At 66.0% G+C, this 26,401-nt stretch carries 21 protein-coding genes; 6 read left to right on the top strand and 15 right to left on the bottom strand.

What is annotated here, in order from left to right; genetic code table 11:
- The first annotated feature begins 268 nt into the window (after positions 1-268).
- The 3 genes from ACVCMG_RS15860 to rapA all read left to right on the top strand — a co-directional run bounded on the left by ACVCMG_RS15860 (position 269) and on the right by rapA (position 6,234).
- A complete protein-coding gene (locus ACVCMG_RS15860) occupies positions 269-2,605 on the top strand; it encodes a catecholate siderophore receptor Fiu (protein WP_447106475.1) in 2,337 nt (778 codons plus the stop codon).
- A gap of 37 nt (positions 2,606-2,642) precedes the next feature.
- Entirely contained in the window at positions 2,643-3,323 is a 681-nt protein-coding gene (locus tag ACVCMG_RS15855) for a Fe2+-dependent dioxygenase (protein ID WP_447114526.1), read from the top strand.
- A gap of 70 nt (positions 3,324-3,393) precedes the next feature.
- Complete coding sequence (rapA, locus tag ACVCMG_RS15850) at positions 3,394-6,234, top strand: RNA polymerase-associated protein RapA (RefSeq protein WP_447114525.1); 2,841 nt, start codon at positions 3,394-3,396, stop codon at positions 6,232-6,234.
- Positions 6,235-6,303: 69 nt separating this feature from the next.
- On the opposite strand, the gene ACVCMG_RS15845 is transcribed toward rapA, so the two are convergent.
- The 4 genes from ACVCMG_RS15845 to ACVCMG_RS15830 form a co-directional block, all read right to left on the bottom strand.
- The gene (locus ACVCMG_RS15845; RefSeq protein WP_447099990.1) at positions 6,304-6,954 is read right to left on the bottom strand and encodes a rhomboid family intramembrane serine protease; all 651 of its coding nucleotides are present in this window, start codon (positions 6,952-6,954) and stop codon (positions 6,304-6,306) included.
- 153 nt (positions 6,955-7,107) lie between these two features.
- Positions 7,108-7,815 (bottom strand): C40 family peptidase, encoded by a 708-nt coding sequence (locus ACVCMG_RS15840; protein ID WP_395119614.1) that lies wholly within the window; start codon positions 7,813-7,815, stop codon positions 7,108-7,110.
- Between the two features lie 182 nt (positions 7,816-7,997).
- The gene (locus ACVCMG_RS15835) at positions 7,998-8,732 is read right to left on the bottom strand and encodes a YggS family pyridoxal phosphate-dependent enzyme (protein WP_447114524.1); all 735 of its coding nucleotides are present in this window, start codon (positions 8,730-8,732) and stop codon (positions 7,998-8,000) included.
- A 112-nt stretch (positions 8,733-8,844) separates the two neighbouring features.
- On the bottom strand, positions 8,845-10,260 hold the full coding sequence (locus ACVCMG_RS15830) for a M20 family metallopeptidase (protein ID WP_447098414.1): 1,416 nt from the start codon (positions 10,258-10,260) through the stop codon (positions 8,845-8,847).
- 219 nt (positions 10,261-10,479) lie between these two features.
- On the opposite strand from ACVCMG_RS15830, the gene ACVCMG_RS15825 reads away from it, so the two are divergent.
- From ACVCMG_RS15825 to ACVCMG_RS15815, 3 genes are all read left to right on the top strand, one after another.
- Positions 10,480-10,818: a ComEA family DNA-binding protein gene (locus ACVCMG_RS15825; RefSeq protein WP_447098413.1), complete on the top strand. Its 339-nt coding sequence runs from the start codon at positions 10,480-10,482 to the stop codon at positions 10,816-10,818.
- A gap of 82 nt (positions 10,819-10,900) precedes the next feature.
- Positions 10,901-11,380, top strand: a complete 480-nt coding sequence (locus tag ACVCMG_RS15820) for an SET domain-containing protein-lysine N-methyltransferase (RefSeq protein ID WP_447114523.1) — start codon at positions 10,901-10,903, stop codon at positions 11,378-11,380.
- A gap of 12 nt (positions 11,381-11,392) precedes the next feature.
- Positions 11,393-11,932, top strand: coding sequence for a GNAT family N-acetyltransferase (locus ACVCMG_RS15815; RefSeq protein ID WP_447098411.1), 540 nt, complete (start codon positions 11,393-11,395; stop codon positions 11,930-11,932).
- 7 nt (positions 11,933-11,939) lie between these two features.
- Here ACVCMG_RS15815 and ACVCMG_RS15810 read toward each other — a convergent pair whose 3' ends face one another.
- The 11 genes from ACVCMG_RS15810 to tssB form a co-directional block, all read right to left on the bottom strand.
- Complete coding sequence (locus ACVCMG_RS15810) at positions 11,940-13,562, bottom strand: sulfite reductase subunit alpha (RefSeq protein WP_447114522.1); 1,623 nt, start codon at positions 13,560-13,562, stop codon at positions 11,940-11,942.
- Between the two features lie 291 nt (positions 13,563-13,853).
- Complete coding sequence (locus ACVCMG_RS15805) at positions 13,854-14,867, bottom strand: hypothetical protein (RefSeq protein WP_395119621.1); 1,014 nt, start codon at positions 14,865-14,867, stop codon at positions 13,854-13,856.
- Between the two features lie 253 nt (positions 14,868-15,120).
- Positions 15,121-15,924: a hypothetical protein gene (locus tag ACVCMG_RS15800; protein ID WP_447114521.1), complete on the bottom strand. Its 804-nt coding sequence runs from the start codon at positions 15,922-15,924 to the stop codon at positions 15,121-15,123.
- 63 nt (positions 15,925-15,987) lie between these two features.
- On the bottom strand, positions 15,988-18,732 hold the full coding sequence (gene tssH / locus ACVCMG_RS15795) for a type VI secretion system ATPase TssH (RefSeq protein WP_447114520.1): 2,745 nt from the start codon (positions 18,730-18,732) through the stop codon (positions 15,988-15,990).
- 69 nt (positions 18,733-18,801) lie between these two features.
- Positions 18,802-19,824: a type VI secretion system baseplate subunit TssG gene (gene tssG / locus ACVCMG_RS15790; RefSeq protein ID WP_324899059.1), complete on the bottom strand. Its 1,023-nt coding sequence runs from the start codon at positions 19,822-19,824 to the stop codon at positions 18,802-18,804.
- Positions 19,788-21,671 (bottom strand): type VI secretion system baseplate subunit TssF, encoded by a 1,884-nt coding sequence (gene tssF, locus ACVCMG_RS15785; protein ID WP_447114519.1) that lies wholly within the window; start codon positions 21,669-21,671, stop codon positions 19,788-19,790. Before tssF ends, tssG begins: the two co-directional genes overlap by 37 nt.
- A 6-nt stretch (positions 21,672-21,677) precedes the next feature.
- Positions 21,678-22,181, bottom strand: coding sequence for a type VI secretion system baseplate subunit TssE (gene tssE, locus ACVCMG_RS15780; RefSeq protein ID WP_324899055.1), 504 nt, complete (start codon positions 22,179-22,181; stop codon positions 21,678-21,680).
- Between the two features lie 19 nt (positions 22,182-22,200).
- Complete coding sequence (locus tag ACVCMG_RS15775) at positions 22,201-22,989, bottom strand: type VI secretion system accessory protein TagJ (RefSeq protein ID WP_324899053.1); 789 nt, start codon at positions 22,987-22,989, stop codon at positions 22,201-22,203.
- A 206-nt stretch (positions 22,990-23,195) separates the two neighbouring features.
- Complete coding sequence (locus ACVCMG_RS15770) at positions 23,196-23,690, bottom strand: Hcp family type VI secretion system effector (protein ID WP_324899050.1); 495 nt, start codon at positions 23,688-23,690, stop codon at positions 23,196-23,198.
- Between the two features lie 123 nt (positions 23,691-23,813).
- Positions 23,814-25,307: a type VI secretion system contractile sheath large subunit gene (gene tssC / locus ACVCMG_RS15765; protein WP_447099985.1), complete on the bottom strand. Its 1,494-nt coding sequence runs from the start codon at positions 25,305-25,307 to the stop codon at positions 23,814-23,816.
- Between the two features lie 6 nt (positions 25,308-25,313).
- A complete protein-coding gene (gene tssB, locus ACVCMG_RS15760; protein WP_324899045.1) occupies positions 25,314-25,835 on the bottom strand; it encodes a type VI secretion system contractile sheath small subunit in 522 nt (173 codons plus the stop codon).
- Positions 25,836-26,401: the final 566 nt, after the last annotated feature.

Genomic DNA, 26,401 nt, shown 5'->3' with positions numbered 1-26,401 from the left:
GGCAGGCGCAACGCCTCGCCGCCGCAGCCGAACATCGACAAGCAGGAAACACGAGGCCCCACACGCTGCTGCGGGGCCTCTCGCTGTGTGATGCCTGTCGTTGGCGAATGGGCCTTGTTGCCTCGACGAGTTATTGCAAATCATTCTCATTGGCAATATCGTGTGCGCCTTCACGGCCACCGCCGTCACTCCATTCGATCGACGGCGATGGCTGTCGCGCGTGCGGGACGGGGACCGGCCTGATTCCACACGACGCACAGGACCCCGCATGAGCCCGATCAAGAGCAGGAAACACCCCACCCGCCGCGCCCTCCCCGCGATGGCGCCCGGGTTGCTGACCACCGCCCTCCTCGGCAGCCTGGCCCTCGCCCCCGCGCATGCCGCCACGCCCGCCGACGCGGCTGCCGCGGACGCCCCGCTGGTCGCGCAGGCGCGCAACCTGCCGCGCGTGCAGGTGCGAGGCAGCGTCGGCGTCGACTACCGCATCGACGAGCTCTCGTCGAACAAGTTCACCCAGCCGCTGCTGGACACCACGCAGACCATCAGCGTCATCGGCCGCGACCTGATCCAGCAGCAAGGCGCCACCACGCTTTCCGAGGCGTTGCGCAACAGCCCCGGCGTGGGCACCTTCTACGCCGGCGAAAACGGCGCCACCAGCACCGGCGACACGATGTACATGCGCGGCTTCGACAGCTCAGGCAGCATCTTCGTCGACGGCGTGCGTGACCTCGGCTCGGTCTCGCGCGACGTGTTCAACATCGAGCAGATCGAAGTCACCAAGGGCCCGGACGGCACCGAATACGGCCGCACCGCGCCGACCGGCGCGATCAACATGGTCAGCAAGCGCCCGCAGCTGGACAACGCCATCTCCGGCTCGCTGGGTTACGGCAGCGCCAGCCAGCAACGTGCCACCGCGGACTGGAACCAGGCGATCGGCGAAGACGCTGCCTTCCGCCTCAACGTGATGGGCCAGGACAGCGGCGTGCCGGGGCGCGACCGGGTGCAGAACAACCGCTGGGGCGTGGCGCCGTCGCTGGGCCTCGGCCTGGGCAGCGCCACCCGGACCTATCTCGACTACCTGCACGTGAAGCACGACAACGTGCCCGATGGCGGCGTCTCCACCATCGGCCTGCCCGGCTACGCCAGTCCCGATCCGACGCGGCCGTTCCTGTCCGACGCCGCTGCGGTCGACCCGCACAACTTCTACGGCACCCGGCAGGACCACGACGACGTGCAGGTCGACATGTTCACCGCGATCGTCGAACACGATTTCTCCGATCACCTCGCCGTGCACGACACCTTGCGCTGGGGCCGCACGCGCCAGGATTACCTGCTCACCTCGTTCACGGCCACCGCGGCGCACCTGTCGACGCCGGACCCGGATGACCCCTCGACCTGGACGGTGGCGCGCAGCAACCCGACCTTCAAGCACCAGACCAACCGCATCCTCACCAACCAGACCAACCTCGCCGCCAGCTTCGACACCGGCGCGGTCGGCCACGACCTCAGCGCCGGCATCGAGCTCAGCCGCGAGCAAGCCGCGACGCAGGGCATTGCCCCGCTCTCCGGCAGCACCTGGCCCCCGGCAAACCTGTACCGGCCCGACCCCGACCAGGGCGGCCTGGCCTACGCCCGCAACGGTGCCCACGGCAACGGCAAGACCGATACCGTCGCGGCCTACCTGTTCGACACGCTCAAATTCGGCGAGCGCTGGCAACTCAACGCCGGCGCGCGGCTGGACCATTACCGCACGCGGTTCGTCAGCACCGACGTCTGCGGCGGCCGGCGCGGCCCGGCCTGCGGCAGTCACCCGGCCGGGACGGTGCTGCCCAGCGTGGACGCGCGCCTCTCCGGCAACCTGCCCAATTACAAACTCGGCGTGCTGTTCAAGCCCGTCGCCGCCGGCAGCATCTACGCCAACTTCGCCATGTCGCAGGAGCCACCGGGCGGCAACACGCTTACCCTCAGCAACGCGTCGAACAGTGCCGACAATCCCGACCTCGACCCCCAGCGCGCGCGCACCGTCGAGCTGGGCACGAAGTGGAGCGTGCTGGGCGACAGGCTGCTGCTGACCGGTGCGCTGTACCGCACCACGGTCAGCAACGACCTGGTGCAGGACCCGACCGATGGCCTGTACTACCAGGTCGGCAGGAAGCGCGTGCAAGGCGTGGAGATCGGCGCGGTCGGCAGGATCACCGACCGCTGGGCGGTGAGCACCGGCTATACCCGCATGGACGCCAAGGTCATCCGCGGCAGCGCGGTGACCAGCGACGGCTCCGCCGATCTGCCGTACACGCCGACCAGCGCGTTCACCGCGTGGACCACATACCGGCTGCCGTTCAACCTCACCCTCGGCGGCGGCGCACGCCATGCCGGCGGGATGAAGCGCGGCAGCGACGGCGCGGTCGGCACGCCGGCCTTCACCCGCGGCTACTGGGTATTCGACGCGATGGCCAGCCTCGAGGTGAACACGCACCTCGACCTGCAGCTCAATGTCTACAATGTCTTCGACAAGCACTACATCGCGGCGATCAACAAGAGCGGCTACCGCTACACGCCGGCCATGCCGCGCTCGGCGATGCTCACCGCGCAGTTGCGCTTTTGACCCGCCGACCCACGCCACCACTTCCCGCGGGTGACTCATGCTGCTGCACATTCCCGGTGTACTGAGCGCCGAACAGATCAGGCGGATGCGCGAGTCGCTCGACGCGGCGCCGTGGGTCGACGGCCGCGAAACGGTGGGTGCGCAGGGCGCGCGGGTCAAGCATAACCAGCAACTGCCTGACGCCTCGCCGCTGCGTCGGCAACTGGGCGAAACGGTGCTGGCGGCGCTGGCCGCGCAACCGCTGTTCCACGCCGCCACGCTGCCGCTGCGCATCCTGCCGCCACGCTTCAACCGCTATGCCGACGGCGGCCAGTACGGCTTCCACGTCGACGGCGCGGTGATGGCCCTCCCCGATGGCGGCGGGCAAATGCGCAGCGACGTCTCGTGCACGCTGTTCCTCGGCGAACCGGACGAGTACGAGGGCGGCGAACTGATCGTCAGCGACACCTACGGCGAGCACGAGGTGAAACTGCCGGCCGGCGACCTGATCGTCTACCCGTCCAGCAGCCTGCACCGGGTGGCCCCGGTGACTCGCGGCGCGCGGGTGGCCTCGTTCTTCTGGGTGCAAAGCCTGGTGCGTGACGACAGCCAGCGCCGGCTGCTGTTCGAGCTGGACACCTCGATCCAGGCATTGACCCGCACCGGCGCCGACCACGCCGCTGTGCTGCAACTCACCGGCGTCTACCACAACCTGCTGCGGCAGTGGTCCGTCACCTGATCGTCGCAGCGGTTCCCTCGGCGCGGCGCACGGCGGATAATCGTCGACCCCCGACGCCGATGGCTGCACGATGTTCGTACCCGGTCAACGCTGGATCTCCTCCGCCGAACCCGAGCTTGGCCTCGGCACCGTGCTGCGCGTCGAAGGACGCGGCGTGCAGGTGCTGTTCGCCAAGGCCGGCGTGCTGCGCCCTTACGCGATCGACTCGGCGCCGCTGCTGCGCGCCGAGTTCCGCGCCGGCCAGCGCGTCGCCGGCAAGGGCATCGCGTTCCTGGTCGAGCGCGTCGAGATCAAGGACGAGCTGCTGATCTACCGCGGCGAAGGCCGCGAACTGCACGAAGGCCAGCTCGACGACGAACAGAGCGTGAGCCAGGCCGACGACCGCCTGATCGGTGGGCGCACCGACAGCGTGGCGCAGTTCGAGCTGCGCCTGGAGGGTCTGAAGCGGCGCGCCGAGGCGCGCCGTTCGCCGATGTGGGGCCTGGGTGCCGCGCGCATCGGACTGGTGCCGCACCAGCTGCGCGTGGCCGGCATCGCCTCGGCGCGCCGCCCGCCGCGCGTGCTGCTGGCCGACGAAGTGGGACTGGGCAAGACCATCGAGGCGGGCATGATCGTCGCGCGCCAGCTCGCCACCGGCCGCGCCTCGCGCGTGCTGCTGCTGTTGCCCGACACGCTGGTCTACCAGTGGTTCGTCGAGATGCTGCGCCGCTTCAACCTCAGCTTCGCGATCTACGACGAGGAACGCTGCGAGGCCCTGGAGCAATCCGGCGATGTCGGCAACCCGTTCGAGGACGAGCAACTGGTGATCGCCGACTTCGGCTTCCTGGAAAGCTCGCCGAAATACACGCAGCAACTGCTGGACGCGCCGTGGGACCTGCTGGTGGTGGACGAAGCGCATCACCTGGCCTGGTCGCCGGAAGCCGCCAGTCCGCGCTACACGATGGTGGAGCAACTGGCCGCGGCGATCCCCGGCGTCATCCTTCTCACCGCCACCCCGGAACAGCTCGGACGCAGCGGCCACTTCGCCCGCCTGCGCCTGCTCGATCCGCAGCGCTACCACGATCTGGACGGCTATCTGGCCGAGGCCGACACCTATCAGGCGCTATCGAAGATCGCCGACCGCCTGCTCGACGGCCAGCCGTTGGATGCCGGCCAGCACGCCGCGCTCACCGAGGCCTTCCACGGCGATGCGACGCTCACCGCACTGCTGGCCGATTCCACCAGGCCGGCCCATGCGCGCGAACTGCTGGCCGCGCTGATCGACCGCCATGGCACCGGTCGCGTGATGTTCCGCAACAACCGCGCCGGCGTCGGCGGCTTTCCCAAACGCCTGCCCGAATGGCACCTGCTGGACGCCGACACGGTCGACGACAGCACACGGCAGGCGCTGCTGGCCGAGTTCCACGCCGACATCCAGCAGCCGCCGGCGCTGATCGAGGTCGACTACGCCACCGACCCGCGCATCGATACCCTGATCGCCCTGCTGGAGAAACATCCGCAGGACAAGTTCCTGCTGATCTGCCGCAGCCAGGCCAAGGTGCTGGCGCTGGAAGAAGCGCTGCGCACGAAGAGCGGCGTCGGCGTGGCGCGTTTCCACGAAGGTCTCAGCATCGTGCAGCGCGACCGCAACGCCGCCTATTTCGCCCAGCCCGACGGCGCGCGTTTGCTGCTGTGCTCGGAGATCGGTTCGGAAGGCCGCAACTTTCAGTTTGCGCACCGGCTGGTGCTGTGGGATCTGCCGCTGGATCCGGACCTGCTCGAACAGCGCATCGGTCGGCTCGACCGCATCGGCCAGAAGCACGACATCGCCATCCACATCCTCGCCGTGGCCGACAGCGCCCAGCACGTGCTGGCGCGCTGGTACGACGAAGGCGTCGACGCGTTCCGCCTCAGCCCGGCCGACGGCCGCGAACTGTTGCGCCGCTACGGCGAGCCGCTGACCCGCCTGGCGGACGAGCACGCCCGCGGCGACGACAACCGCGATCAGGAACTCGACGCCCTGCTCGCCGAAACCCGCGCCAGCCACGAGCAGATGGCGGCACTCATCCGCGGCGGCCGCGACCACCTGCTGGAACTCGCTTCCAGCCGCGACCCGCACGCCGACGAATTGCAGCAGGCCTTCCGCCGCGACGACCATGATCCGGGCCGCGACGCCTTCGTGCAGCGCCTGCTGGAGGCATTCGGCATCCACGCCGAGGAGCTCGGCGCGCAAGTGCTGCTGCTCGACCCGCAATACCTCTCCACCGACGCCCTGCCCGGCTTCGCCGAAGGCCCGCAGTCGGTCACGTTCTCGCGTGAGGTGGCGCTGTCGCGCGAGGAGCTGCCGCTGCTGCGGCTGGACCTCCCGCTGGTAGCCGGTGCGCTGGATCTGGCGCTGTCCGGCGAACAGGGCAATGCCGCCTTCATGGTCGACGACGTGCTGGCTCCGCGGACCGCACTGCTGCAGGCGGTTTACGTGCTCGAATGCGTGGCCGATCGCCGGCTCGACGCCGAGCGTTTCCTGCCGCCCTCGCCGCTGGTGGTGACCGTGGACACCCGCCTGGTCGAACGCGCCGACTTCACGCCCAGCGACACGGCGCTGCGCAAGGCCAACGACCGCCACATCGAGGTGGCACGCTACCGCAAGTTCCTCGGCAAGCTGGTGCCGCCGATGCTGGAACGCGCCGAAGCGCTGGCCAGTACGCGCGCGCAAGCGCACATCGACGACGCCGTGGCCGCCGCCACCGAATCGCTGGACAACGAACTCTCGCGGCTGCTCGCCCTGCGCACAGTGAACCCATCGATCAGCGACACCGAAATCGCCGCCGTCACCGACGAGCGCCACGCCCTGCTCGGTGCACTGCCGCAAGCGCGGCTGCGACTGGACGCCGTGCGTTTCGTCGTCAGCGCCGACTTCCTCGCCCTGCGCTGACCCGCCTGCGACGCCGGGCGGGCACCGCCAGCCCGGCGCGTCCGCCTTTGCGATCCCCGATTCCCGGATCTACAGCATCAGCCGCCGCTGCGGCTTGATCGGCAGCTTGCCACGCCAGTACTGGATCAGCACGATGCCGCCGACCATGCCGCCGAGATGGGCGAAATGGGCCACGCCGGCCTGGGTGCCGGTCACGCCCAGCACCAGCTCCACCGCCGCATAGCCGATCACGAAGATCCATGCGGGGATCGGCACTGGCAGGAAGATCAGCATCATCTTCTCGTGCGGATACAGCATGCCGAAGGCCAGCAACAGGCCGAAAATCGCGCCAGACGCGCCCAGCGTGGGATAGAAGCCATGGGTGAACCAGTGCACCACGATCAGCTGGGCCACCGCCGCCACGACTGCACAGACAAAGTAGTAAATGATGAAATTGCGCGCGCCGAAGGTGCGCTCGATGGTGCCGCCGAACATGAACAGCGCGAACATGTTGAACGCGATGTGGGTCAGGCCGCCGTGCATGAAGGCGTAGGTCACCAGCTGCCACGGGCGAAAGCCGATCGAGGCCAGGCCCTGCGTGGTCTGGAACACCTGGTCGGCCCCCCACGGCCACAGCGCGAAATACTGCAGGAAGACCTCGCCGAAGAACTGTTGCAGCAGGTAGACGACGATGTTGGCGATCAGCAGGTTGCGCGTGACCGGCGGCAGATCAAGAGGCATCAGGCGGTTCCGGGGAAAGGGGCTCGACCCCAAGCGTAACGGCGCGCGCGCCCGGCCGCCATGCAGGTGATGTCGCGGGGGTCCGATCGGCCCATGGCGCCGGCCATAAAAAAGCCGCCTTGCGGCGGCTGCAGAACGCACCTGTGCAGGTACTCAACCCTTGTTGTTGGCAGCCAGCGCCATCGCCTCCGGCCGCTTGGCACCGGCGAAACGCTTGGCCCAGTAACCGTCGTCCAGGCTGGAGATTTCCACCGACTTGCCGGCGCTCGGCGAATGGATGAAACGTCCGCCGGAAATGTAGATGCCCACATGCGAGATGCGGTGACGGCCATGGGTGCGGAAGAACACCAGGTCGCCCGGCTTGATGTCGGCGCGATTGATCTTGACCCCGGCCAGGAACTGGCTGGCGGAGGTGCTCGGCAACTGCAGGCCGATCGCGTGCGAGAACACGTAGCGCACGAAGCCGCTGCAATCGAAACCGGTGGCCGGATTGCGGCCGCCGCGCACGTAGCGGATGTCGCGCAGACCCATCGCCGCGGCCAGCAATGCCTTGCGCAGGTCGGTGATGTTCTGCGTGGCGACGCGGGCTTCCGGAGTCCGGGCAGTCGTGATCGCCGGCTCGGCCGCAGCCGCCTGCGTGTCCGCCGCCTGGGGCAGCAGGTCGCTGGCGTTGTCGGGCAGTACCGACTGGCTCAGGCGAACGGCCGGGCTGAAGCTGGGGAGCGGCTGCAGCAGCGGCGCGGCCACGCTAACGGAAGCCGATGCGCTGAAGGCAGTGTCGAGATTGGCGGCGCGAAGGGTTCCGGAAAACAGCAGCGCAGGCACAAGCGCAGCAAGCACGATCAATCGCTGGGTTGGCATGCAGGAAAATCCCGGATATTCACGGAGTTGGCCATCACCGCAAAGCGGCAACGACGTGACTGAGCCGTGAAAATACCAAGCCAGGGCCCCTCGTATGTTGGATTGAGGTTAAGTGAACCCTGCCGTTTCGGTATTTCGGGACGCACCGCACATTTTACACAAGTTACTGATAATAAAAGGATTTACTTGCCATCTGACGACTCGGGCCAGTAGTGCGAGTCCGGATAGGGTCGCCGGCCGAAGATCGCGGTGCCGATCCGCACCTCGGTCGCTCCCTCGGCGATGGCGAGCGGAAAATCACCGCTCATGCCCATGGAAAGTTTTGGCAAATCATGCCCTTGCAAAACCGCCTGGTCGCGCAGCTCGCGCAACCGACGAAAGCAGCCGCGCACCTCGACCGGATCGGTGGAGTGGATCGCCAGGGTCATCAGGCCGCGTACGCGCAAGGTGGCGTAGCCGCGCAGGGTGTCGAGGAAGCCGGGCAGCTGTTCAGGCGGCAGTCCGTATTTGCTGGGCTCGGTGGAGGTCTTCACCTGCACCAGCACGTCGATCGCCCGACCCTCGTGCTGCAGGCGGCGATCCAGCGCCTCGGCCAGTTCCAGGCGATCCAGCGACTGCACTTCGCTGGCCAGCCGCGCCACGTCTTTTGCCTTGTTGGTCTGCAGGTGGCCGATCATCACCCAGGCGATGCCGCAGTCGACCAGCAGCGGTGCCTTGTCGCGGATCTCCTGCACCTTGTTCTCGCCGAAGCGGCGCATGCCCAGCGCCACGCCCTCGCGGATCAGCTCCGGACCGAAGGTCTTGCTGACCGGCAGGATGGATACCTCGGCCGGGTCGCGGCCGGCGGCCCGGCAGGCCTCGTCCACCCGGCGCCGGATATCGGACCAGTTGGCGGCGAGGTGGGAATGGGTGGTCATCTTGCGGACTCCGCGGGAGAAAAAGGAGTGAGAAATGAGGAGTGAGAGATGAGCGGACGCGTGCGATGCGGCTATCTCTCACTCCTCACTACTCACTACTCACTCCTCGCCCTCAGCCTTGCGCGAAGTGCTTCGCCACCACCTCGGCCACCACCATGCTGACCTTCTTGCCGGTGGGGATGTGCAGGAACTCGTTCGGGCCGTGCGCGTTGGAATGCGGACCGAGCACGCCGGTGATCAGGAACTGCGCCTTGGGGAATTTCTCGCCCAGCATGCCCATGAACGGGATGCTGCCGCCTTCGCCCATGTAGGTGGCCGGCGCGCCGAAGTAGTGCTGCGAGGCATCGCTGACCGCCTGCTCCAGCCACGGCGACAGTGCGGGCGCGTTCCAGCCCGAGCCGTCCTTTTCCAGGGTGAACGTGACCTTGGCGCCGTACGGCGGGTCCTTCTCCAGCAACTGCTTGACGAACTCGCCGGCCTTGGCGCCGTTGAGCGTGGGCGGCACGCGCAGGCTCAGCTTCACCGCGGTGAACGGGCGCAGCACGTTGCCGGCGCTTTCCAGCGGCGGAATGCCGCCGATGCCGGTCACCGCCAGCTGCGGGCGCCAGGTGCGGTTGAGCACCAGCTCGGCAAGGTTCTTGGTGACCGGCTGCATGCCCTCGGCCCACGGGAACTTGCTGTAGATGTCCTCGCCCAGCACCTCGGCCGACAGTTTGGCCTGGTCGATGCGCTGCTGCGGAATGTCGACGTACAGCTCCTTCGGCTTGATCGTGCCGGTGGCCGGGTCCTCCAGCCGCGACAGCAGCTCGCGCAGGATGCGGAAGCTCGACGGCACCACGCCGGACGCATCGCCCGAATGCACGCCCTCTTCCAGCACCTGCACGGTGAGGTTGCCGCCGGTCATGCCGCGCAGGGACGTGGTCAGCCACAGCTGGTCGTAGTTGCCGCAGCCCGAATCCAGGCACACCACCAGCGACGGGCTGCCGATGCGCTCGGCGAGGTGATCGACGTAAAACGGCAGGTCGTAGCTGCCCGATTCCTCGCAGGCCTCGATCATCACCACGCAGCGCGCATGCGGGATGCCCTGCTCATGCAGCGCCAGCAGCGCGGCCAGCGAGCCGAAAATCGCATAGCCGTCGTCGGCGCCGCCACGGCCGTACAGCTTGTCGCCCTTGAGCACCGGCGTCCACGGACCGAGACCATCAGCCCAGCCTGTCATCTCCGGCTGCTTGTCCAGGTGGCCGTACAGCATGACGGTGTCGTCGCCCTGGCCGGGAACTTCGATGTAGATGAGCGGCGTGCGCCCTTCCAGCCGCACCACTTCCAGCGAGGCACCCGGCAACTGGCTGAGCTTGGAGCGCGCCCAGGTTTCCATCAGCTTCACGGCCGCATCCATGTAGCCGTGCGCCACCCAGTCCTTGTCGAACATCGGCGACTTGTTGGGAATGCGGATGTATTCGACCAGTTGCGGCACGATCTCCGCATCCCACAAATCGCTGACGAAACGGGACAGGCGGCTGGTATCCATGGGCAACTCCAACGTGGCGAACAATCGCTCATTGTAGCAGCGCACCCGCGGCGGCACCGACGTCGCGGGCGGCCGTCGCCCACACGAGCGGGGGCGCAAGCCGCACGTCGGGGCAACCCGGGGTCCGGCTGCGCGGCCATGCGGTGGCGCGCATGGTGAGGGCGCGGCGTCGACCGCCGCGATCCACCCGCCAACCCGCCATTTCACGGAGGAAAGACCATGTTCCACAAGCTCGCCGCCATCACCCTCGCGCTGGGCCTCGCCGCCCCGGGGCTGCTGTTCGCCGCCACGCCGGTCAACATCAACAAGGCCGATGCCAAGGTCATCGCCAAATCGCTCGACGGGATCGGCGCGACCCGCGCCGAGGCCATCGTGGCCTGGCGCGAGGCGCACGGCCCGTTCAAGAAGGCCGACGATCTGAAACATGTCAAGGGCATCGGCAAGGCCACGATCGAACGCAACCGCAGCGCGATCCTGTTCGCCGACGACGGCGCCGCCGGCAGCGACACCGCCGCCGTACCCAAGCCGCGACGCGGCAAGGCGGCCGCCAGCGAGTAATCCCGGCGGCGACGGGCGCAAGCGGTGCGCGCCCTGCACCGCTTGCGCTACACTCGCGCGCCGCATCCGCCGCCGCGCCGACATGATCCTCCCGCGTTACCACATTGCCGCCTCCGCCATCGCCGGTGCCGGCAAGGGTCTGTTCCTCGACGAGGCGGTGGCCGCGGGCCGCATCCTTACAGCACCTGACGGCATCGAACAGACCTACCGGCAGGCCGACATCGAGGCCTCCGACGCGCTGCGCAGCTTGTGGCACGCCAGCGCACGCTGGTTCGAGGACCGCTACACGCTGTCGCCGGAATGGCCCGACGAGTGCTTCATCAACCACAGCTTCACGCCGAACGGACTGTGGCACCTGGGTTTCGTGTTCGCCTTGGCGGACCTGCCCGCCGGCAGCGAAATCACCGTGGATTACCGCCACCTGCTGCCTCCCGGCCAGGCCGAGGACTTTGTCGATGCGGCCACGGGTGAGACAATAACGGGGTTGTCCTGGCAAGAGAGCCTCGTCAGCAGTACCCGCGCCCTGGCCGAACTGCTGAACCCTGCTCGATCCGGGTCGTGATGGTTGATGGTGATGGTTGAGATTCCTACCCTTGAGACGCCGCGGTTGCGCCTGACCGCGTTGAGCGAACGACACTTCAACGACTACGCCGCGATGCTGGCCGATCCGGACAGCACCCGCTGGGTGGGCGACGGCCAACCGCTGGACCGCACCAACGCCTGGCGCTCGCTGGCGATGCTGTTGGGCCACTGGCAGTTGCGGGGTTTCGGCATGTGGGCGCTGGAGCTGAAGGAGACCGGCGAGTTCGTCGGCCGCGCCGGCCTGATGTATCCGGACGGCTGGCCGGACCTGGAGCTTGGCTGGATGCTCAAGCCGACGCATCGCCACCAGGGCTATGCCACCGAGGCGGGCAATGCGACGCTGGATTTCGCCTGGACCCAGTTGCGCGCGCCGCGCGTGATCAGCCTGGTGCGCATCGGCAACGAGGCCTCCGACCGGCTGGCCGAGCGGCTCGGCGGCGAACACATCGAGAACATCGACTTCTACGGCAGCAACAGCCACGTGTTCGCCTACTACCCGCCGCATCGCGAACGCCACCGCGCCTACGCCTGAGCGGACGTCAGTAGACGTCGCGGCGATAACGCCCCTGCTCACGCAACTGCGCGACCTGTCCCGCCCCCAGCACGTCGCACAACGCCGCATCGACGCCGGGGGCCAGCCCGTCGAGGCTGCCGCAGACGTAGATCGCCGCCCCCTCGTCGACCCAGCGCCGCAGCTCGTCGCCGGCTTCGCGCAGACGCTGCTGCACATGGATGCGCTCGCCCTGGTCGCGCGACCAGGCAAAATCGGCGCGCTCGATGGCGCCTTCGCCGATCCAGCGCTCGATGTCTTCCCGGTGGAGGAAGTCGTGCGCACGATGACGCTCGCCGAACAGCAGCCAGTTGCGCGTCCGGCCGACGGCGATGCGCTGCTTGAGCAGGGCGCGCAAGGCGGCCAGGCCCGTGCCATTGCCGATCAGCACCAGCGGGCGCGCATCGCGAGGCGCATGGAAGTTGACGTTGCTGCGCACGCGCAGCGCGATCTCCGCGCCGATCGGCGCGTGCTCGGTAAGCCAGCCCGAGCCCAACCCGGGATAGCCACCACGCGCACGCATCCGGCGCACGATCAACTGCAGCGCGCCGTCCTGCGGCAGCGAGGCGATCGAGTACGCGCGATGCGGCAGCTGTTGCAATATCGCGGCGACGCCTTCCTCGTCCAGGCCGTCGACCTCGCCCGGCTCGGGCAGGCGACAGCGCGCCAGCAAGGTCGCCAATGGCAGCCGCTCCCGGTGCCCGAACGGCACCACGACGCGGCCATCCAGCCCCCGCGCCGCCAGCCATGCCGCCACCGCTTCGGCGGCATGGCAAGGACCGATCTCGGCCAGGTCGCCGGCCTGCCAATCGGCACGACCTTCCAGCGGCTTCATCGCCAGATGGAAGCAGGGTTCACCCACGCTGCCCGGATTGAGCAGGCGGCGCTCGACCAGTTGCCAGCGCTGGTATTTCGGCGCCTGCCAGTCCGGCAGATCAGGCGCGCCGCCGAGCATGGCCAGGTGATGCTGCCAGTGGCGCAGGCTGGCGTCGTCCTCGCTGTCCACCTCAACCGGATCGAACAGCGCCTGCGCGCCGCTGGCCTGCAGCCAGCGTTGGAGCTGGCGGCCGAAGCCGCAGAAGTCCTCGTAGTCGCTGTCGCCCAGGGCCAGCAGGCCGTAATGCAGGCCGGCCAGCGACGCCGGCTGTTGCATCAGCTTTCGGCTGAACATCTGTGCCATGTCCGGTGGCTCGCCATCGCCGGTGGTGCTGACCACGAACAGCACGCGGCCGGCCTGGCGCAGGTCGTCCAGTGCCAGATCGCCGATGCCGATCATGCGAGTGGGCAGACCGGCCAGTTGCAGGCTCTGCGCGGTCTGCCGCGCCAGTTGTTCGGCAAAACCGGTCTGGCTGGCGTACACCACGCGCAACACCGCGTCCGCGGGCCGAGCCTCGATGCTGCGGATGTCGCCCGCATCGCGCGTGGCGGGCGACTCTGAGGCCGCCATGTCCGTCACGGCGACCGGCCGGCGTGGCGCGGCATGACGCCGAAAGCGCAGCAGGCCGAACAGATCCAGCGCCGAATTGATCCAGTGCCACGGGTACAACTGGCGCGTGCAGAAGGTACCGCGCTGCAGTTGTGCGTTACCGACGGAAGAGGTGGGTTGATTCATGGCGATCCGTGTTCCGCGCGCCAGCCCTTCCCGCGGCAACTTGCGTGGGCGCGAAAGACGGAACCGGCGCGGTGCCGGGCAAATGATCCGGTCGCATCATTAGACAGTAAACAAGAATCAATCGCAATACGGCACGTCAGGGAACGCGGCATTCCCCATGGGCAAAATGGCTGTCCCGACCGATGAGCAATGCACCACGGACGCGGCGCCACACACGCCAGCGCTATCGTCCGGCGTGATACAAACGGGTACCGCGCGCGCCCCTCGCAACCGCCGTGTCCGCGCAGGCAGTCAGCTCAACCCGATCTGCTTCATCGCCTTGCTCTTGATGCCCGCGAAGAAACCCTTCTTCGCATGCGTCCCCTTGTTGCTGCTCAGCCCCTCCAGCTGCAGGCGGGAACCCATGATGTTCTTGTTGGCGATCTTCAGCAGCGGGTCCATCTGCTTCTTCTTCATCAGCTCGACCTTGTCCATCCAGCCCGGCAGGCCGATGTCGGCGACGAACATGTTGGCGACCGCCGAGGTGTCGGCGCAGGTGAGCAGGTAGCAGCCGAGGATCGGGCACTCGCCGAACACCGTGAGATCCAGCGTGTTGGGCGCCGCCAACCGCTTGTTGCCGGCACGCATGTCCTTGATGTCCAGGCCCAGCGAGAACAGCTGGAGGCCCAGGCTGGCCAGCGTGTTGGCCACGCCGATCGCCGCGGTAGTGGCCGTGCCGAAGTCGGCGAACAGGCCGCCGATCTTCGCTCCCGTCGCCACCGTCTGCTGGCCCAGTTTCACCGAATGCTGGGCCAGGTCGCGCTTGATGATCGCCTGGATCGCTTCGGCCGCCGCACTCGGGTCGCCCATGCGGAAGCCATTCTTGTATTCGTCGCTCTTGTAGAGGTTGTAGCCGTCCTGCGCCACCGCCTTGCCCGCCTTGGCCAGCTTCACCGTGCTGGTGACCACGCCGAGGTAGGGCGTCACCTCCGACACCAGTTCGTGCAGCACCTCGCCGCCGATCGCCTCGATCACGTCGTGGATGTTCTCCACGTCGGCGCATTCCACCATGAAGTTCTCGAACGCCTCCTTCATGCCCGGCACGCTGGCGACCTTGCTTGCCGTGCTGCCGCCCTTGGCAAGCTTGTCGACGCCCGACTTCAGCTTCTTGCCGGACGACAGCAGCGACTTGCCCGACGACAGCATGCTGGCACTGCCGAACTTGAGCTTGGTGCCCCCGAACATGTTGACGACGAGCTGGCGGCGCGCCTTGGCGAGCTCGCCCATGGCGATGAATTCGGCACGACTGAGAGGGGTGGATGGCATGACTTTGGCTCCGATTCGTTAACAGCGGCCCATGCGATCAGCTCAGCGAGCGCCCGATCGCCCTCGGGCTGTCACCCGACTCCAGCCGTCGTTGGAATTCCACTCGCTCTTCCAGCGTCAGTTCGTTGTACGTTCTCATCGCAACGATCCATGTCAGATAAGGCATGGTGGTGTACGTGGAATTCGAGTCGGCCTGAGCTTAAATTCCACTTTGATCCCGGTTCATCGTTTCGCTGCCCGCTTTCATAAACTCTTACAAGCCCTTGAAATCCTCTCCCTTCCCAGTAAAATCTTTAATTGGACCTTTGTACTTTGGACTTACACCGCCGCCGTAATACCAAAGATTAATATCGCCCTCACCAAGCTCGGTCAGCCTATGCTTTAATCTCAAAACCTCAGGAATACCCGGCTGGTAATGACCACTATAGTCTTTCACGTAAAAGATGCTTTTTGTATGCTCGCCCTTGACCTTATTGCAGAAAAATACACCCGCGCACTGAACCGGCGATCCAGACATGAAGCTAGAGTGATGGATCCTCACATCACCAGAAGTTTGCTTGGGAGCCGCATAAAAATTACCAACAGCATCCAAAACAAAGGCATAATCTGAATATTTCGCCTGGACATACTCTCCACTCAGATCCCCGTCTTTTATGTTGACAATATAATCCACACGCTCCTCAGCATTAAGCTGCAAAACCCTTGCGCTAGCTTTTATGGTCCCCACCCAGTCGTAGAAATTTGGGGCCTGCCACTGATTCTTACTCCACTTCTCGTCCCATACCTTTCTTAATTCGGCAAGCTCTTCTAGGGGCCTACGCTCCTTATCCAATGTCTCGCCAATGTATTTCAGATCAATTTTCTTTAGATTTGGTGCGCTGAGCACGAGATGTCTCACAAGCATAAGTTTCTCAGCAATACGAACTCTGGCCTCTTGGCTTAATATTGGATACCCACATCTCTTGCACGTTTTTACAATGTGCTTATCTTTGGCCTTCGAAACAACCTCCGTAAACTCAGCCGGGTATGCATCGTTATCACATTTAGGACATGTCATTACAAAATCTCCCTAAAAAGGAAACAAGCGCCAAAAACGGCCCGGTTATTTCCTGCCCATGAATCACCCAAACGCGTACGAAAAATCCCCGTCCGCCACGTCCACCTGAACCTTGGCGATCTCCTCCCCCGCGATCATCTTGCTCAGGAAAGCGCGCGAAATATCCGGCAGCATCGAGTTGGTCAAGATCGCATCGATCATGCGGCCGCCCGACTCGGTCTCGGTGCAGCGCTCGACCACCAGCTTCACCACGTCCTCGCTGTACTCGAACGGGATCTTGTAGCGGGCCTCGACGCGCTTCTTGATGCGGTTGATCTGCAGCTTGACGATCTTGCCCAGCATCTCCGGGCTCAGCGGGTAGTACGGGATCGTCACCAGGCGGCCCAGCAGCGCTGGCGGGAAGATCTTCAGCAGCGGCTCGCGCAGCGCCTTGGCCATGCCCTCGTGATCGGGCATCAGCTCCGGGTCCTTGCACAAGCCGGCGATCATGTCGGTGCCGGCGTTGGTGGTGAGCAGGATCAGGGTGTTCTTGAAGTCGATCTGGCGGCCCTCGCCGTCTTCCATCACGCCCTTGTCGAACACCTGGAAGAAGATTTCATGGACGTCCGGATGGGCCTTTTCCACCTCGTCCAGCAACACTACCGAATACGGCTTTCGACGCACCGCTTCGGTAAGCACGCCACCCTCGCCATAACCGACATAGCCCGGAGGCGCGCCCTTGAGCGTGGAGACGGTGTGCGCCTCCTGGAACTCGCTCATGTTGATGGTGATGATGTTCTGCTCGCCGCCGTACAGCGCCTCGGCCAGCGCGAGCGCGGTTTCGGTCTTGCCCACGCCGGAGGTGCCGGCGAGCATGAACACGCCGATCGGCTTGTTCGGGTCGACCAGGCCGGCACGCGAGGTCTGGATGCGCTTGGCGATCATCTCCATCGCGTGGTCCTGGCCGATGACGCGCTGGCCCATCAGCTTGGCCAGGTTCATCACGGTCTCGACTTCGCTCTTGACCATGCGACCGACCGGGATGCCGGTCCAGTCCGAGACCACCGAACCCACCGCCTGCTGGTCGACCGAGGCCAGGATCAGCGGATGCTCGCCCTGCAGCTCGGCCAGTTGGCCCTGCAACTCCTGCAGTTCCTTCAATGCAGCAGCGCGATCGTCGCCCGCAAGGGCGGCCTCTCCCGCCGATGCCTCCTTTGCTTCGGCAACCTGGTTGGCCGACTCTTCCAGCGCACTGCCGGTGCCTTCTACCGGCGCCGAAGAACCGCGCAACTTCGAGCGGATGTCGAGGATCTTCTCGACCAGATCCTTCTCCTTGATCCAGTTCGCCTCCAGCGTTTCCAGTCGTGCCTTCTGCGTGGCCAGCTTCTCGTTGGCGGCTTCTTCGCGGGCGGTGACGTTGACGCCGACGTTCTTCTCGCGGGCGATGATGCCCAGCTCGGTCTCCAGCGCCTGGATGCGCTTGCGGGTGTCGTCCACCTCGGCCGGCACGGCGTGCTGGCTGATCGCCACGCGGGCGCAGGCGGTATCGAGCAGGCTGACCGACTTGTCCGGCAACTGGCGCGCGGGAATGTAGCGGTGCGACAACTTCACTGCCGCCTCCAGCGCCTCGTCGAGGATCTGCACCTTGTGGTGCTTCTCCATCACGCTGGCGACGCCGCGCATCATCAGGATCGCCTTCTCCTCGCTGGGTTCGTCGATCTGCACGGTCTGGAAGCGGCGGGTCAGCGCGGGGTCTTTCTCGATGTGCTTCTTGTACTCCGCCCAGGTGGTGGCGCCGATCGTGCGCAGGTTGCCGCGCGCCAGTGCGGGCTTGAGCAGGTTCGCCGCGTCGCCGGTGCCGGCCGCGCCGCCGGCGCCGACCAGGGTGTGCGCCTCGTCGATGAACAGGATGATCGGCTTGGTGGACGACTGCACCTCCTCGATCACCTGCTTCAGGCGGTTCTCGAACTCGCCCTTCATGCTGGCGCCGGCCTGCAGCAGGCCGACGTCGAGCACGCGCAGTTGCACGTCCTTCAGCGGCGGCGGCACGTCGCCGATGGCGATGCGCATGGCAAAGCCCTCGATCACCGCGGTCTTGCCCACGCCGGCTTCGCCGACCAGCATCGGGTTGTTCTGGCGACGGCGCATGAGGATGTCGACCAGCTGGCGGATCTCGTCGTCGCGACCGACGATCGGGTCCATCTTGCCGTCGCGCGCCTGCGCGGTGAGGTCGATGGTGAACTGCGCCAGCGCTTCCTGCTTGCCCATCTGTGCCGGCGACATCGCGCCGCTTGCCTCGCCCGGCGCGCTGCCACCGCCCATGCGGAAACCGTCGTTCGCATGCTGCCCGTCCTCGGGCGAGCCGCCGACCACCTCGGCGAACTTCTCCACCAATGCCTCGGGCTTGATCTTGTCGAACTCGGCCGAGATGTTGACCAGCGCGTTGCGCAGATTGCGCGTGCGCAGGCAGCCGACGATCAGGTAACCGGTGCGCACCTGCGCCTCGCCGAACATCAGCGTGGCGAACACCCAGCCGCGCTCGACCGCTTCCTCGACGTTGCTGGACAGATCGGAGATGGACGAGGAGCCACGCGGCAGCCGGTCCAGCGCATCGGTGATGTCGCGCGCCAGGTTCGACGGGTTGAGGTTGAACTGCTTGACGATGCGGTGCAGGTCCGAATCCTGCAACTGCAGGATCTGGTGGATCCAGTGCACCAGTTCCACGTACGGATTGCCGCGCAGCTTGCAGAACACGGTCGCGCTTTCGATGCACCGGAAAGCGAGCTTGTTGAGTTTCCCGAACAGCGCGCCGCGACTGATCTCGGCCATGTCATTGATCCTCTGAGTTGATTGCCAATCCCATCATGTCTGTTGCCACGTCGACCCGGCCGCCAGCGGCTATCCCACCGGTTGCAGCACGACCTCGTCGACGTCGTCGTCGTGCCGGGGCGAGCCCATCCACGTCGTCAGGCCCATCCGTCCTTCGCGCCCCAGGCGCGTCACCGGGACATCGGCCTTCTTCAGTACCAACTGCACATCCCAGGCTTTTTCCTCGCCGACGTAGGTTTTCACCGCGGCCACCAGTTGCCGCAGCGCTTCGCCGCCGGGCAGGAAGTTGTTGAACTGGGCGCGGGTGAGCGGCCCCAGGCGCAGGCGGAAACGCTGCTGGCTGCCGCGCACGTATTCGCCGGTGACCGTGGTCAGGCCCAGTGCTGCAACCTCGCGCGAGGCGCCCAGGCGCAGCTGCGAGGCTGACGGCAGGCGCATCCATTCGGCGATGAACTCGACGACGCCCACCGGCACGCGGAAGAAGCGCTCCAGCATGCCCTGCAGGCCTTCGGCATTGCGCGCCTGCTGCAGCAGGCGTGCGGCGAAGAACCGCTTGAACTGGTCCGGCAAGGCGTCGCGATCGCCCAGATCCGGCGTGGCCAGGCCGACCAGCGCGCCCATGTACAGCTGGAAACGATCCTCCTCGGGGCGATCCAGCTGCACCGTGGGCTGGGCGTCGGCCCAGCTGCGGTAGAACAGGCTCATCATGCGATGGTGGAAGATGTCGGCGAACGCGCGGAAGGTGGAATCCCGCGCGTTGATCTCGCGGTCCATCGCGTATTCGGTCAGGTGCAGCGGCAACGGCCCGTTCGGGCCGAACAGGCCGAAGAACAGGCCTCGCATGCGCGCCGGGCGGCCGCCGCCACCGGGCTGGTAGCTGTCCACGGTGCGTGGCGCAAAGGCCAGCGAAGGGGTCTGGCCCAGGCGCACGAAATCGTCGCTGACCTTGGTCGACTGGCCCAGCCGCGGACGCTCCGGGAATGCGCACTCCAACCGCCGGAGCGCTTCGAAGAACTCGAAGGACTCGGGATGGTCGCGCAGCGCGTTCTCCAGCGCTACAGCGTCTGCCGTGTTCCCAGCCGGGCGGGCCATCGGGCGACCTCGTTGCGTTCCAGCGTGCGCAGAACGGTTTCAGTGAAGGAGTTGATCGATACGTAACGGGTAAAGAACTGCTGCATCACCGCGCCCAGCAGGAACGCTCCGGTGCCCTCGAAGGCGCCGTCGTCACAGGTCAGGGTGATCTCCAGGCCGCGGCCGAAGGTGATCGGCCCGGGCAACGGGATGCGTCGCACGATGGATTGCGAACTCACCGCCTTGAGCCCCTCGATCTGGCGCAGTGCGCTGGAGTCGAACTCGTCGCAGTACAGGGTCAGCATCTCGCGCAGTGCCGCGGCGCCTTCGCCCGCGTTGTTTTCCAGCAGCGACACGTAGTTGAGCTGCAGGTGGCTGAGCAGGCGCCACGCGGTCTCGCCGGTGGCGACCGAGGCACGCGGCTTGGTCGGACCGGCGACGCAGCGGATCGATTCCACCGGCGCGCCCGTCTCCAGGGTGAAGTCGGTGTGCGACTTGCCGACCGGCATCTGCAGCGGCAGGTCGCGGTTGGTGCACATCAGCTGCATGCCGATCTGGCGCAGCTCGGTGGAGTACGGAGCCTCGCTGGAGTCGACCAGCGAGATGAACATCTCGTTGCCGATGTAGCTGGAGCGCGCACCCTGGCGCTTCTGCCGGGAGGACAACAGCCGCGGCTCGCGGCGGATCGTGTAGTAGGCCGAGTGCCGTGCGTGCCAGGTGCGCTCGTCGCAGCCGTAGAACGGCAGGAAGCGCTGCTCCGGCTCCTGCCGGTCGCCGAACCCCTCGACGTTGCCGATGCTGTGGATTTCGAAATCCATCGGCCGGGTGCGATCGGCGAGGATTTGGTATTCGCTGGTGCCCTGCGTCAGGTGGATGCGATCGGCACGCCGCGGGAACAGGTTGATCGCCGGCGTGCAGAACAGCCGGAAGTTGCTGACGTCGACGGCGTTGTGCAGGCTGGCCACGCTGCGGTCGAACAACACCACGATCTCGAACTCGTTGCCCTTGGCCCGCGCCAGCAGCGACCGCAGGCCGGTGAACTCGGCGAACAGGAAGCGCTCGGGGCAGGCGAAATACTCCTGCAGCAGCCGGTAGCCGCTGAACGAGCGCCCGGAGTAAGGGATCAGCGCCTCGTCGTCGTCGTAGCCGCGACGCTCGATGTGGCTGGCGTCGTGGTTCTCGTTGATCGCCCCCGACGCGCCCTGCGCGCGGACCTGGTAGCCGACCGCATTGCCGAGCAATTGCTCGTACAGGCGTTTGGGCAGTTCATCGGCGCCGGCAAGGAATATCGGCAGCCGGTCCAGCGCCAGCATGTTGGCCTGGGCACCGGCGGTGACGCGGAACTTCAGGCGCAGGCCGGCGCGTACGATCTTGCCGGCCGGCAGCACCACCCCGGCGGCGGCGATCGCGGCGGGGGTCTCGAAATACTTCGCCTCGGCCAGCTCCAGCGGCCACAGGGTGACCTCGTGGGCGGTGCGGTATTCGCAGGCGGTGCGGTCGTCCTTGCCGATCATGCTGCGCAATGCCGTGTGCCGGGCCACCTTGTGGCCGGCCAGCAGGCCGCTTTCCTTGAGGTCCGGGTGCATCTGCACCACGGCCATCGAGGGCACCGGCGCCAGGTAATGCGGATAGATCATCTCCAGCAGGTGCTGGGTGAACACCGGATACTGCGCGTCGAGTTTGAGCTGCACGCGCGCGGCCATGAAGGCAAAGCCTTCCAGCAGGCGTTCCACGTAGGGGTCGGCGCACTCGAAGCCTTCCAGGCCGAGGCGGCCGGCGATCTTCGGATACTCGCGGGCAAACTCGCCGCCCATTTCGCGTACGTGTTGCAGTTCCCGGTTGTAGTAGCGCAGCAGTCTCGGGTCCATGGGCGATCAGCCGAAGCCCTCCGACACCTTGAAGTTGCCGGTCTCCAGGTCGACTTCGGTCTTCAGGTACAGGTTCAACGGAATCGGTTGCGCCCACATTTCCGATTCGATGTTGAAAATCAGCGCCTGGCGATCCATGCGCTTGGTCAACGCGTTGACGTTGACGCGCAGGGTGTTGGCGGTCAGCCGTGGCTCGTAGGCCACGATGGCATCGCGTACACGGCGCTGCAGCGCTTCGGCGTTGATTCCCGACAGCGCCGCACCGGTAAGGTCGGGGATGCCGAAGTTGAGCACCGAGCGGGAAACCTCGGGATATTCCTCGAGCTCGACATTCGCCTCCAGGCTCACGCAATTCAGCAGCCAGGAGATATCGCGGGTGACGCATTCGCGCAGTCGGGACACCGAGATCACGCGCTTCTCGCGGCTTTCCTCCAGCTTGCCCGGCTCGTCGTCGGTCAGGCGATCGAGCAGCGAAGGCTGAAGTCGTTCCTGGGTGGTGAGCTCAGCCATGGAAAGTCGGCACTCCGGCTCAGGCGACGTCGAAGGTGATCAGTCGCGCGTCGAGCAGCGGATAGTCGGCCACGTCGGTGGCCAGCATGCGCTGCCCCAGACCGATCTGGTCGCTGCCCTGCTCCACCCAGTCGGTCTTGCGCCCGAGCACGATGTCCTGGTCCTCGGACCGTTCGCTGCCGGCGTAACGCCCCGGAATGAAGCCGATGGCCTGGCCGCCATTGCTCCATGTCACCTGGGTGGGCACCCAGATCTTGTCGCGCAGGTCACTGGGGGCCTCGAATTTCAGCTCGCGCAGGCGCGAGAACGGTACCCAGGAGTAGCCGCCGTTGACGATGATCTCCAGGCACGGCCCGATGCGGGGGTCGGCATCGGCGATCCACTCGAACGCGGCGCCGTCGATGTTGCCCGCCACCGCGGGAGCCTGTTCCAGTGCCTGCTCGCGCAGCGTCGCGGCCTGCTCGTGCCTGCCTTCGGCGCCGAGCTTGAGCGATTGCAGCAGCCACGCCAGCCAGGGTTCCGGCTCGCCGATGATCACCGGCATGCGTTTGCCGGCGAAGACGTCGGCGCGCACCAGTTCGCCCTTCAGCGCCTCCGAATAGGCACCGACCATCATGGCGTTGAGCGGGTCGAGTTCGCCGCAGACGCTGAGCTGGTTCTGTGCCCGCTCCCATTGTCCGAGCAGCGCCAGCAACTGGAATAAAAAAACCCGGCGCTTGGCATCTGCCGGGTTGTTGCGTACTTCCGCCGTGAGCAGTTGCAACGCTTCGTCCGGCCGGCCTTCTTTGAGCTTGCTTTCGGGTGTCATGTCGTCTCTCGATGCCGGCGCCCCGTCGGCAGCGGGGCCGCGGGCGCGGGAAGGTCGCCGTCACCCCGACCGGACGATCCCGGGTGCAGGCGGACAAACGCCGCTGGTCGCACCCGGAAGTCCGGGGTGCGACAAGCCGTTGCATTCGTCCCCTGCACCTGGACCGCCGGACAGCAGGTGCCGGCGAAGCCTGGTCAGGCGCCAGCTCAGCTCGCCGCGACTTCCTCGACGCTGTACCCGACCGTGCCGGCCGAAGCCACCACGCCCTTGTCGTTCTGGGCGAAGTACTCGACGTCGAACTTGGCGAAGCTGATCGAGATGTTCTCCGTCAGCATGTCCTCACCGCCCGAGCCGCCGGTGGAATAGCTGGTCACCATCGCGCTGGTCAGCTTGATGGTGAAGTAGTCCTCCTGCTTGCCGCCGGCCTTGGACACGAACAAGGTCGCGGTGCCGATGTGCGCGCCGGTGACCAGCGCCTTGATGAAGGACGTGGTGCTCTTGTCGAGGTACTTGGTGAAGCTGATGTCCTGCACGTTGGCCTTGCCCGCGCCGCCGCCGGTGCCATGGCCGAAGGAACCGCTCTGCGACATCCCCCAGGACCAGGCCAGCAGCTGGATCTGGTCCTTGTGCTTGGTGTGCTTGGATTCGCCGGTGAAGGTGACGTCGCCGCCCTCCAGCTTCAGGTGCATGTCTAGTGCCATGAGAATTCTCCTTGTCTGTTGAAATCAGGTGAACCGGACAGTTCTCGCTCGGAGGAAGCTGCTCGGCGATTGACTGGTACTGCCAGTTGAAACCGTGGAACGAACCTGCGAGAAACTTCCGGGTCAGCTCTTGGCCGCCGAAGGAAGACGGGACACCAGCCTCAGGGAAACGGTCAGGCCCTCCAACTGATAATGCGGCTTGAGGAAAAACTTCGACGTGTAATACCCAGGTGCTCCTTCCACCTCTTCCACCACCACCTCCGCGGCCGACAAGGGTTTGCGGGCCTTGGTCTCTTCGCTGGAGTTGGCCGGGTCGCCGTCGACGTACTGGTTGATCCAGGACGCCAGCCAGCGCTCCATCGCCGTACGATCCTTGAAGGAGCCGATCTTGTCGCGCACGATGCACTTCAGGTAATGCGCGAAGCGGCAGCAGGCGAACATGTACGGCAAGCGCGCGCCCAGTGCCGCGTTGGCGGTGGCGTCCGGATCGTCGTACTCCTCCGGCTTGCTCAGCGACTGGGCACTGATGAACGCGGCCATGTCCGAGTTCTTGCGATGCACCAGCGGCATCATGCCCATCTTGTCCAGCTCGGCCGAGCGGCGATCGGTGATCGCGATCTCGGTCGGGCACTTCATGTCCACGCCGCCGTCGTCGGTCGGGAAGGTGTGTGCGGGCAGGCCTTCCACCGCGCCGCCGGACTCGATGCCGCGGATGCGCGAGCACCAGCCATATTCCTTGAACGAGCGGTTGATATTCACCGCCATCGCGTAAGCCGCGTTCTGCCAGGTGTACTTGGACGAGTCCGCGCCGGCAGTGTCCTCCTCGAAGTTGAACTCCTCCACCGGATCGGTGTTGGCGCCATACGGCAGGCGGGCCAGGGTGCGCGGCATGGTCAGGCCGATGTACTTGGCATCGTCCGACTCGCGCAGCGAGCGCCACGCGGCATAGTCCGGCGTGGAGAACACCTTGGCCAGGTCGCGCGGGTTGGCAAGCTCGTTCCAGCTGTCCATGCCCATCAGGGTGGAAGCCGCGGCCGAGATGAACGGCGCGTGTGCGGCAGCCGCAACCTGCGCGATGCCGGCAAGCAGCTCGACGTCGGGCGGGCTGTGGTCGAAGTAGTAGTCGCCGACCAGGCAGCCATAGGGCTCGCCGCCCAGTTGGCCGTACTCTTCCTCATACAGCTTCTTGAAGATCGGGCTCTGGTCCCAGGCCGTGCCCTTGTAGCGTTTCAGGGTCTTGCCCAGCTCCTTCTTGGAGATGTTCATCACGCGGATCTTCAGCAGCTGATCCGTCTCCGTGTTGTTGACCAGGTGATGCAGGCCGCGCCACGCGCTTTCCAGCTTCTGGAAATCGGGGTGGTGCATGATCAGGTTGATCTGCTCGCTGAGCTTGCGGTCGATCTCGGCGATGTAGGCGTTGATGGTCTGGGCGACGTCGTCGGAAACGATGTCGGCCTTGTTCAGCACCTGCTCGGCCAGGGTGCGCACGGCCGATTCGACCTCTTCCTTGGCGCGGTCGCTCTTGGGTTTGAACTCCTTGCTCAGCAACGCAGCGAAGTCGCCGGCGTCGAGAGTCTGTACGGCGCCTTCCTGTTCGGCTAGCTTTTCGGTGGCCATGCGTGCTTACTCCCCGTCTTTGTTGGTGTCGTCGGCGGGCTTGGGCGCCGAAACCAGCGACTGCAGCAGCGCCGGGTCCTTGAGTGCCTGGGCAATCAGGTTTTCAGCGCCTGCCTTGCCGTCCATGTAGGTATCCAGGTTGGCAAGCTGCGTGCGCGCCTCGAGCAGTTTCGCCACGGCGCCCACCTTGCGGGCGACCGCCGCCGGCGAGAAGTCGTCCATGCTCTCGAAGGTGATGTCCACCGCCAGGCTGCCTTCGCCGGTGAGCGTGTTCGGCACCGCGAAGGTCACCCGCGGCTTCATCGAATTCAGGCGGCTGTCGAAATTGTCGACGTCGATCTCCAGCGCCTTGCGATCCTCGATCGGCGGCAGCTCGCCCGCATTGGCACCGGACAGGTCCGACATCACGCCCATCACGAACGGTACCTGCACCTTCTTCTGTGCGCCGTAGACCTCGACGTCGTACTCGATCTGCACGCGGGGCGCACGATTGCGCGCGATGAATTTCTGACTACTTTGCTTGGCCATGCGACTCTCCCGGTGGGCATGCTTGGGTTTTCGAGATGCAGCATTCATCCGCCCCGGCGCGGCCGGGACCAGCCCGGCGGCAACGGAACGAAAAGTCATTGAAGGCAGGTGCGCAGACGCGGCGGCGACCTTGCACGGTCGTGACCGAGACATCGTGCGCGCGGCATTGGCGATCGGCAGAAAGATCGGGCGACACGGCAACGCGCCCGCGCGAACCGCGTCGACGTACGGGAGCAAGGCACGATTCCGATGGCGACTGTGCACGCAAGTCCATACGTCCCCTTCGTTCCCCCGGCGGTTCGGCAGTGGCGGCATGACATGCGCCGCGACGCATGCAACGTCTCGGCACACCATCCGACTTTACTGAAGCACCACATCCCGCCGTCGCACGTCGAAACCGATGACCACCCCACCTCGGCGTTGGACTTGGCGTAGCTGCGTGCCCGATCTCCTCGTCGCCTCACGGCGCGCCCGGACCCGAAGATCGCTGGCAGCCGGAGTACGATCGACCGTCCGGGCAATCTACATCCGTGAAGAGATTGCTGCAAGCTGAATCGACGGAATTC

Source organism: Rhodanobacter sp. UC4451_H18 (assembly GCF_052978225.1).
Note: the sequence above shows the minus strand (reverse complement) of the source record. Positions and strands in the feature narration are given on the sequence as shown.

What these genes read in the sequence shown, in the direction of transcription:
- ACVCMG_RS15860 (WP_447106475.1), top strand. Translation starts at nt 269, where the DNA reads ATGAGCCCGATCAAGAGCAGGAAACACCCCACCCGCCGCGCCCTCCCC.
- ACVCMG_RS15855 (WP_447114526.1), top strand. Translation starts at nt 2,643, where the DNA reads ATGCTGCTGCACATTCCCGGTGTACTGAGCGCCGAACAGATCAGGCGG.
- rapA (WP_447114525.1), top strand. Translation starts at nt 3,394, where the DNA reads ATGTTCGTACCCGGTCAACGCTGGATCTCCTCCGCCGAACCCGAGCTT.
- ACVCMG_RS15845 (WP_447099990.1), bottom strand. Translation starts at nt 6,954, where the DNA reads ATGCCTCTTGATCTGCCGCCGGTCACGCGCAACCTGCTGATCGCCAAC.
- ACVCMG_RS15840 (WP_395119614.1), bottom strand. Translation starts at nt 7,815, where the DNA reads ATGCCAACCCAGCGATTGATCGTGCTTGCTGCGCTTGTGCCTGCGCTG.
- ACVCMG_RS15835 (WP_447114524.1), bottom strand. Translation starts at nt 8,732, where the DNA reads ATGACCACCCATTCCCACCTCGCCGCCAACTGGTCCGATATCCGGCGC.
- ACVCMG_RS15830 (WP_447098414.1), bottom strand. Translation starts at nt 10,260, where the DNA reads ATGGATACCAGCCGCCTGTCCCGTTTCGTCAGCGATTTGTGGGATGCG.
- ACVCMG_RS15825 (WP_447098413.1), top strand. Translation starts at nt 10,480, where the DNA reads ATGTTCCACAAGCTCGCCGCCATCACCCTCGCGCTGGGCCTCGCCGCC.
- ACVCMG_RS15820 (WP_447114523.1), top strand. Translation starts at nt 10,901, where the DNA reads ATGATCCTCCCGCGTTACCACATTGCCGCCTCCGCCATCGCCGGTGCC.
- ACVCMG_RS15815 (WP_447098411.1), top strand. Translation starts at nt 11,393, where the DNA reads ATGGTTGAGATTCCTACCCTTGAGACGCCGCGGTTGCGCCTGACCGCG.
- ACVCMG_RS15810 (WP_447114522.1), bottom strand. Translation starts at nt 13,562, where the DNA reads ATGAATCAACCCACCTCTTCCGTCGGTAACGCACAACTGCAGCGCGGT.
- ACVCMG_RS15805 (WP_395119621.1), bottom strand. Translation starts at nt 14,867, where the DNA reads ATGCCATCCACCCCTCTCAGTCGTGCCGAATTCATCGCCATGGGCGAG.
- ACVCMG_RS15800 (WP_447114521.1), bottom strand. Translation starts at nt 15,924, where the DNA reads ATGACATGTCCTAAATGTGATAACGATGCATACCCGGCTGAGTTTACG.
- tssH (WP_447114520.1), bottom strand. Translation starts at nt 18,732, where the DNA reads ATGGCCGAGATCAGTCGCGGCGCGCTGTTCGGGAAACTCAACAAGCTC.
- tssG (WP_324899059.1), bottom strand. Translation starts at nt 19,824, where the DNA reads ATGGCCCGCCCGGCTGGGAACACGGCAGACGCTGTAGCGCTGGAGAAC.
- tssF (WP_447114519.1), bottom strand. Translation starts at nt 21,671, where the DNA reads ATGGACCCGAGACTGCTGCGCTACTACAACCGGGAACTGCAACACGTA.
- tssE (WP_324899055.1), bottom strand. Translation starts at nt 22,181, where the DNA reads ATGGCTGAGCTCACCACCCAGGAACGACTTCAGCCTTCGCTGCTCGAT.
- ACVCMG_RS15775 (WP_324899053.1), bottom strand. Translation starts at nt 22,989, where the DNA reads ATGACACCCGAAAGCAAGCTCAAAGAAGGCCGGCCGGACGAAGCGTTG.
- ACVCMG_RS15770 (WP_324899050.1), bottom strand. Translation starts at nt 23,690, where the DNA reads ATGGCACTAGACATGCACCTGAAGCTGGAGGGCGGCGACGTCACCTTC.
- tssC (WP_447099985.1), bottom strand. Translation starts at nt 25,307, where the DNA reads ATGGCCACCGAAAAGCTAGCCGAACAGGAAGGCGCCGTACAGACTCTC.
- tssB (WP_324899045.1), bottom strand. Translation starts at nt 25,835, where the DNA reads ATGGCCAAGCAAAGTAGTCAGAAATTCATCGCGCGCAATCGTGCGCCC.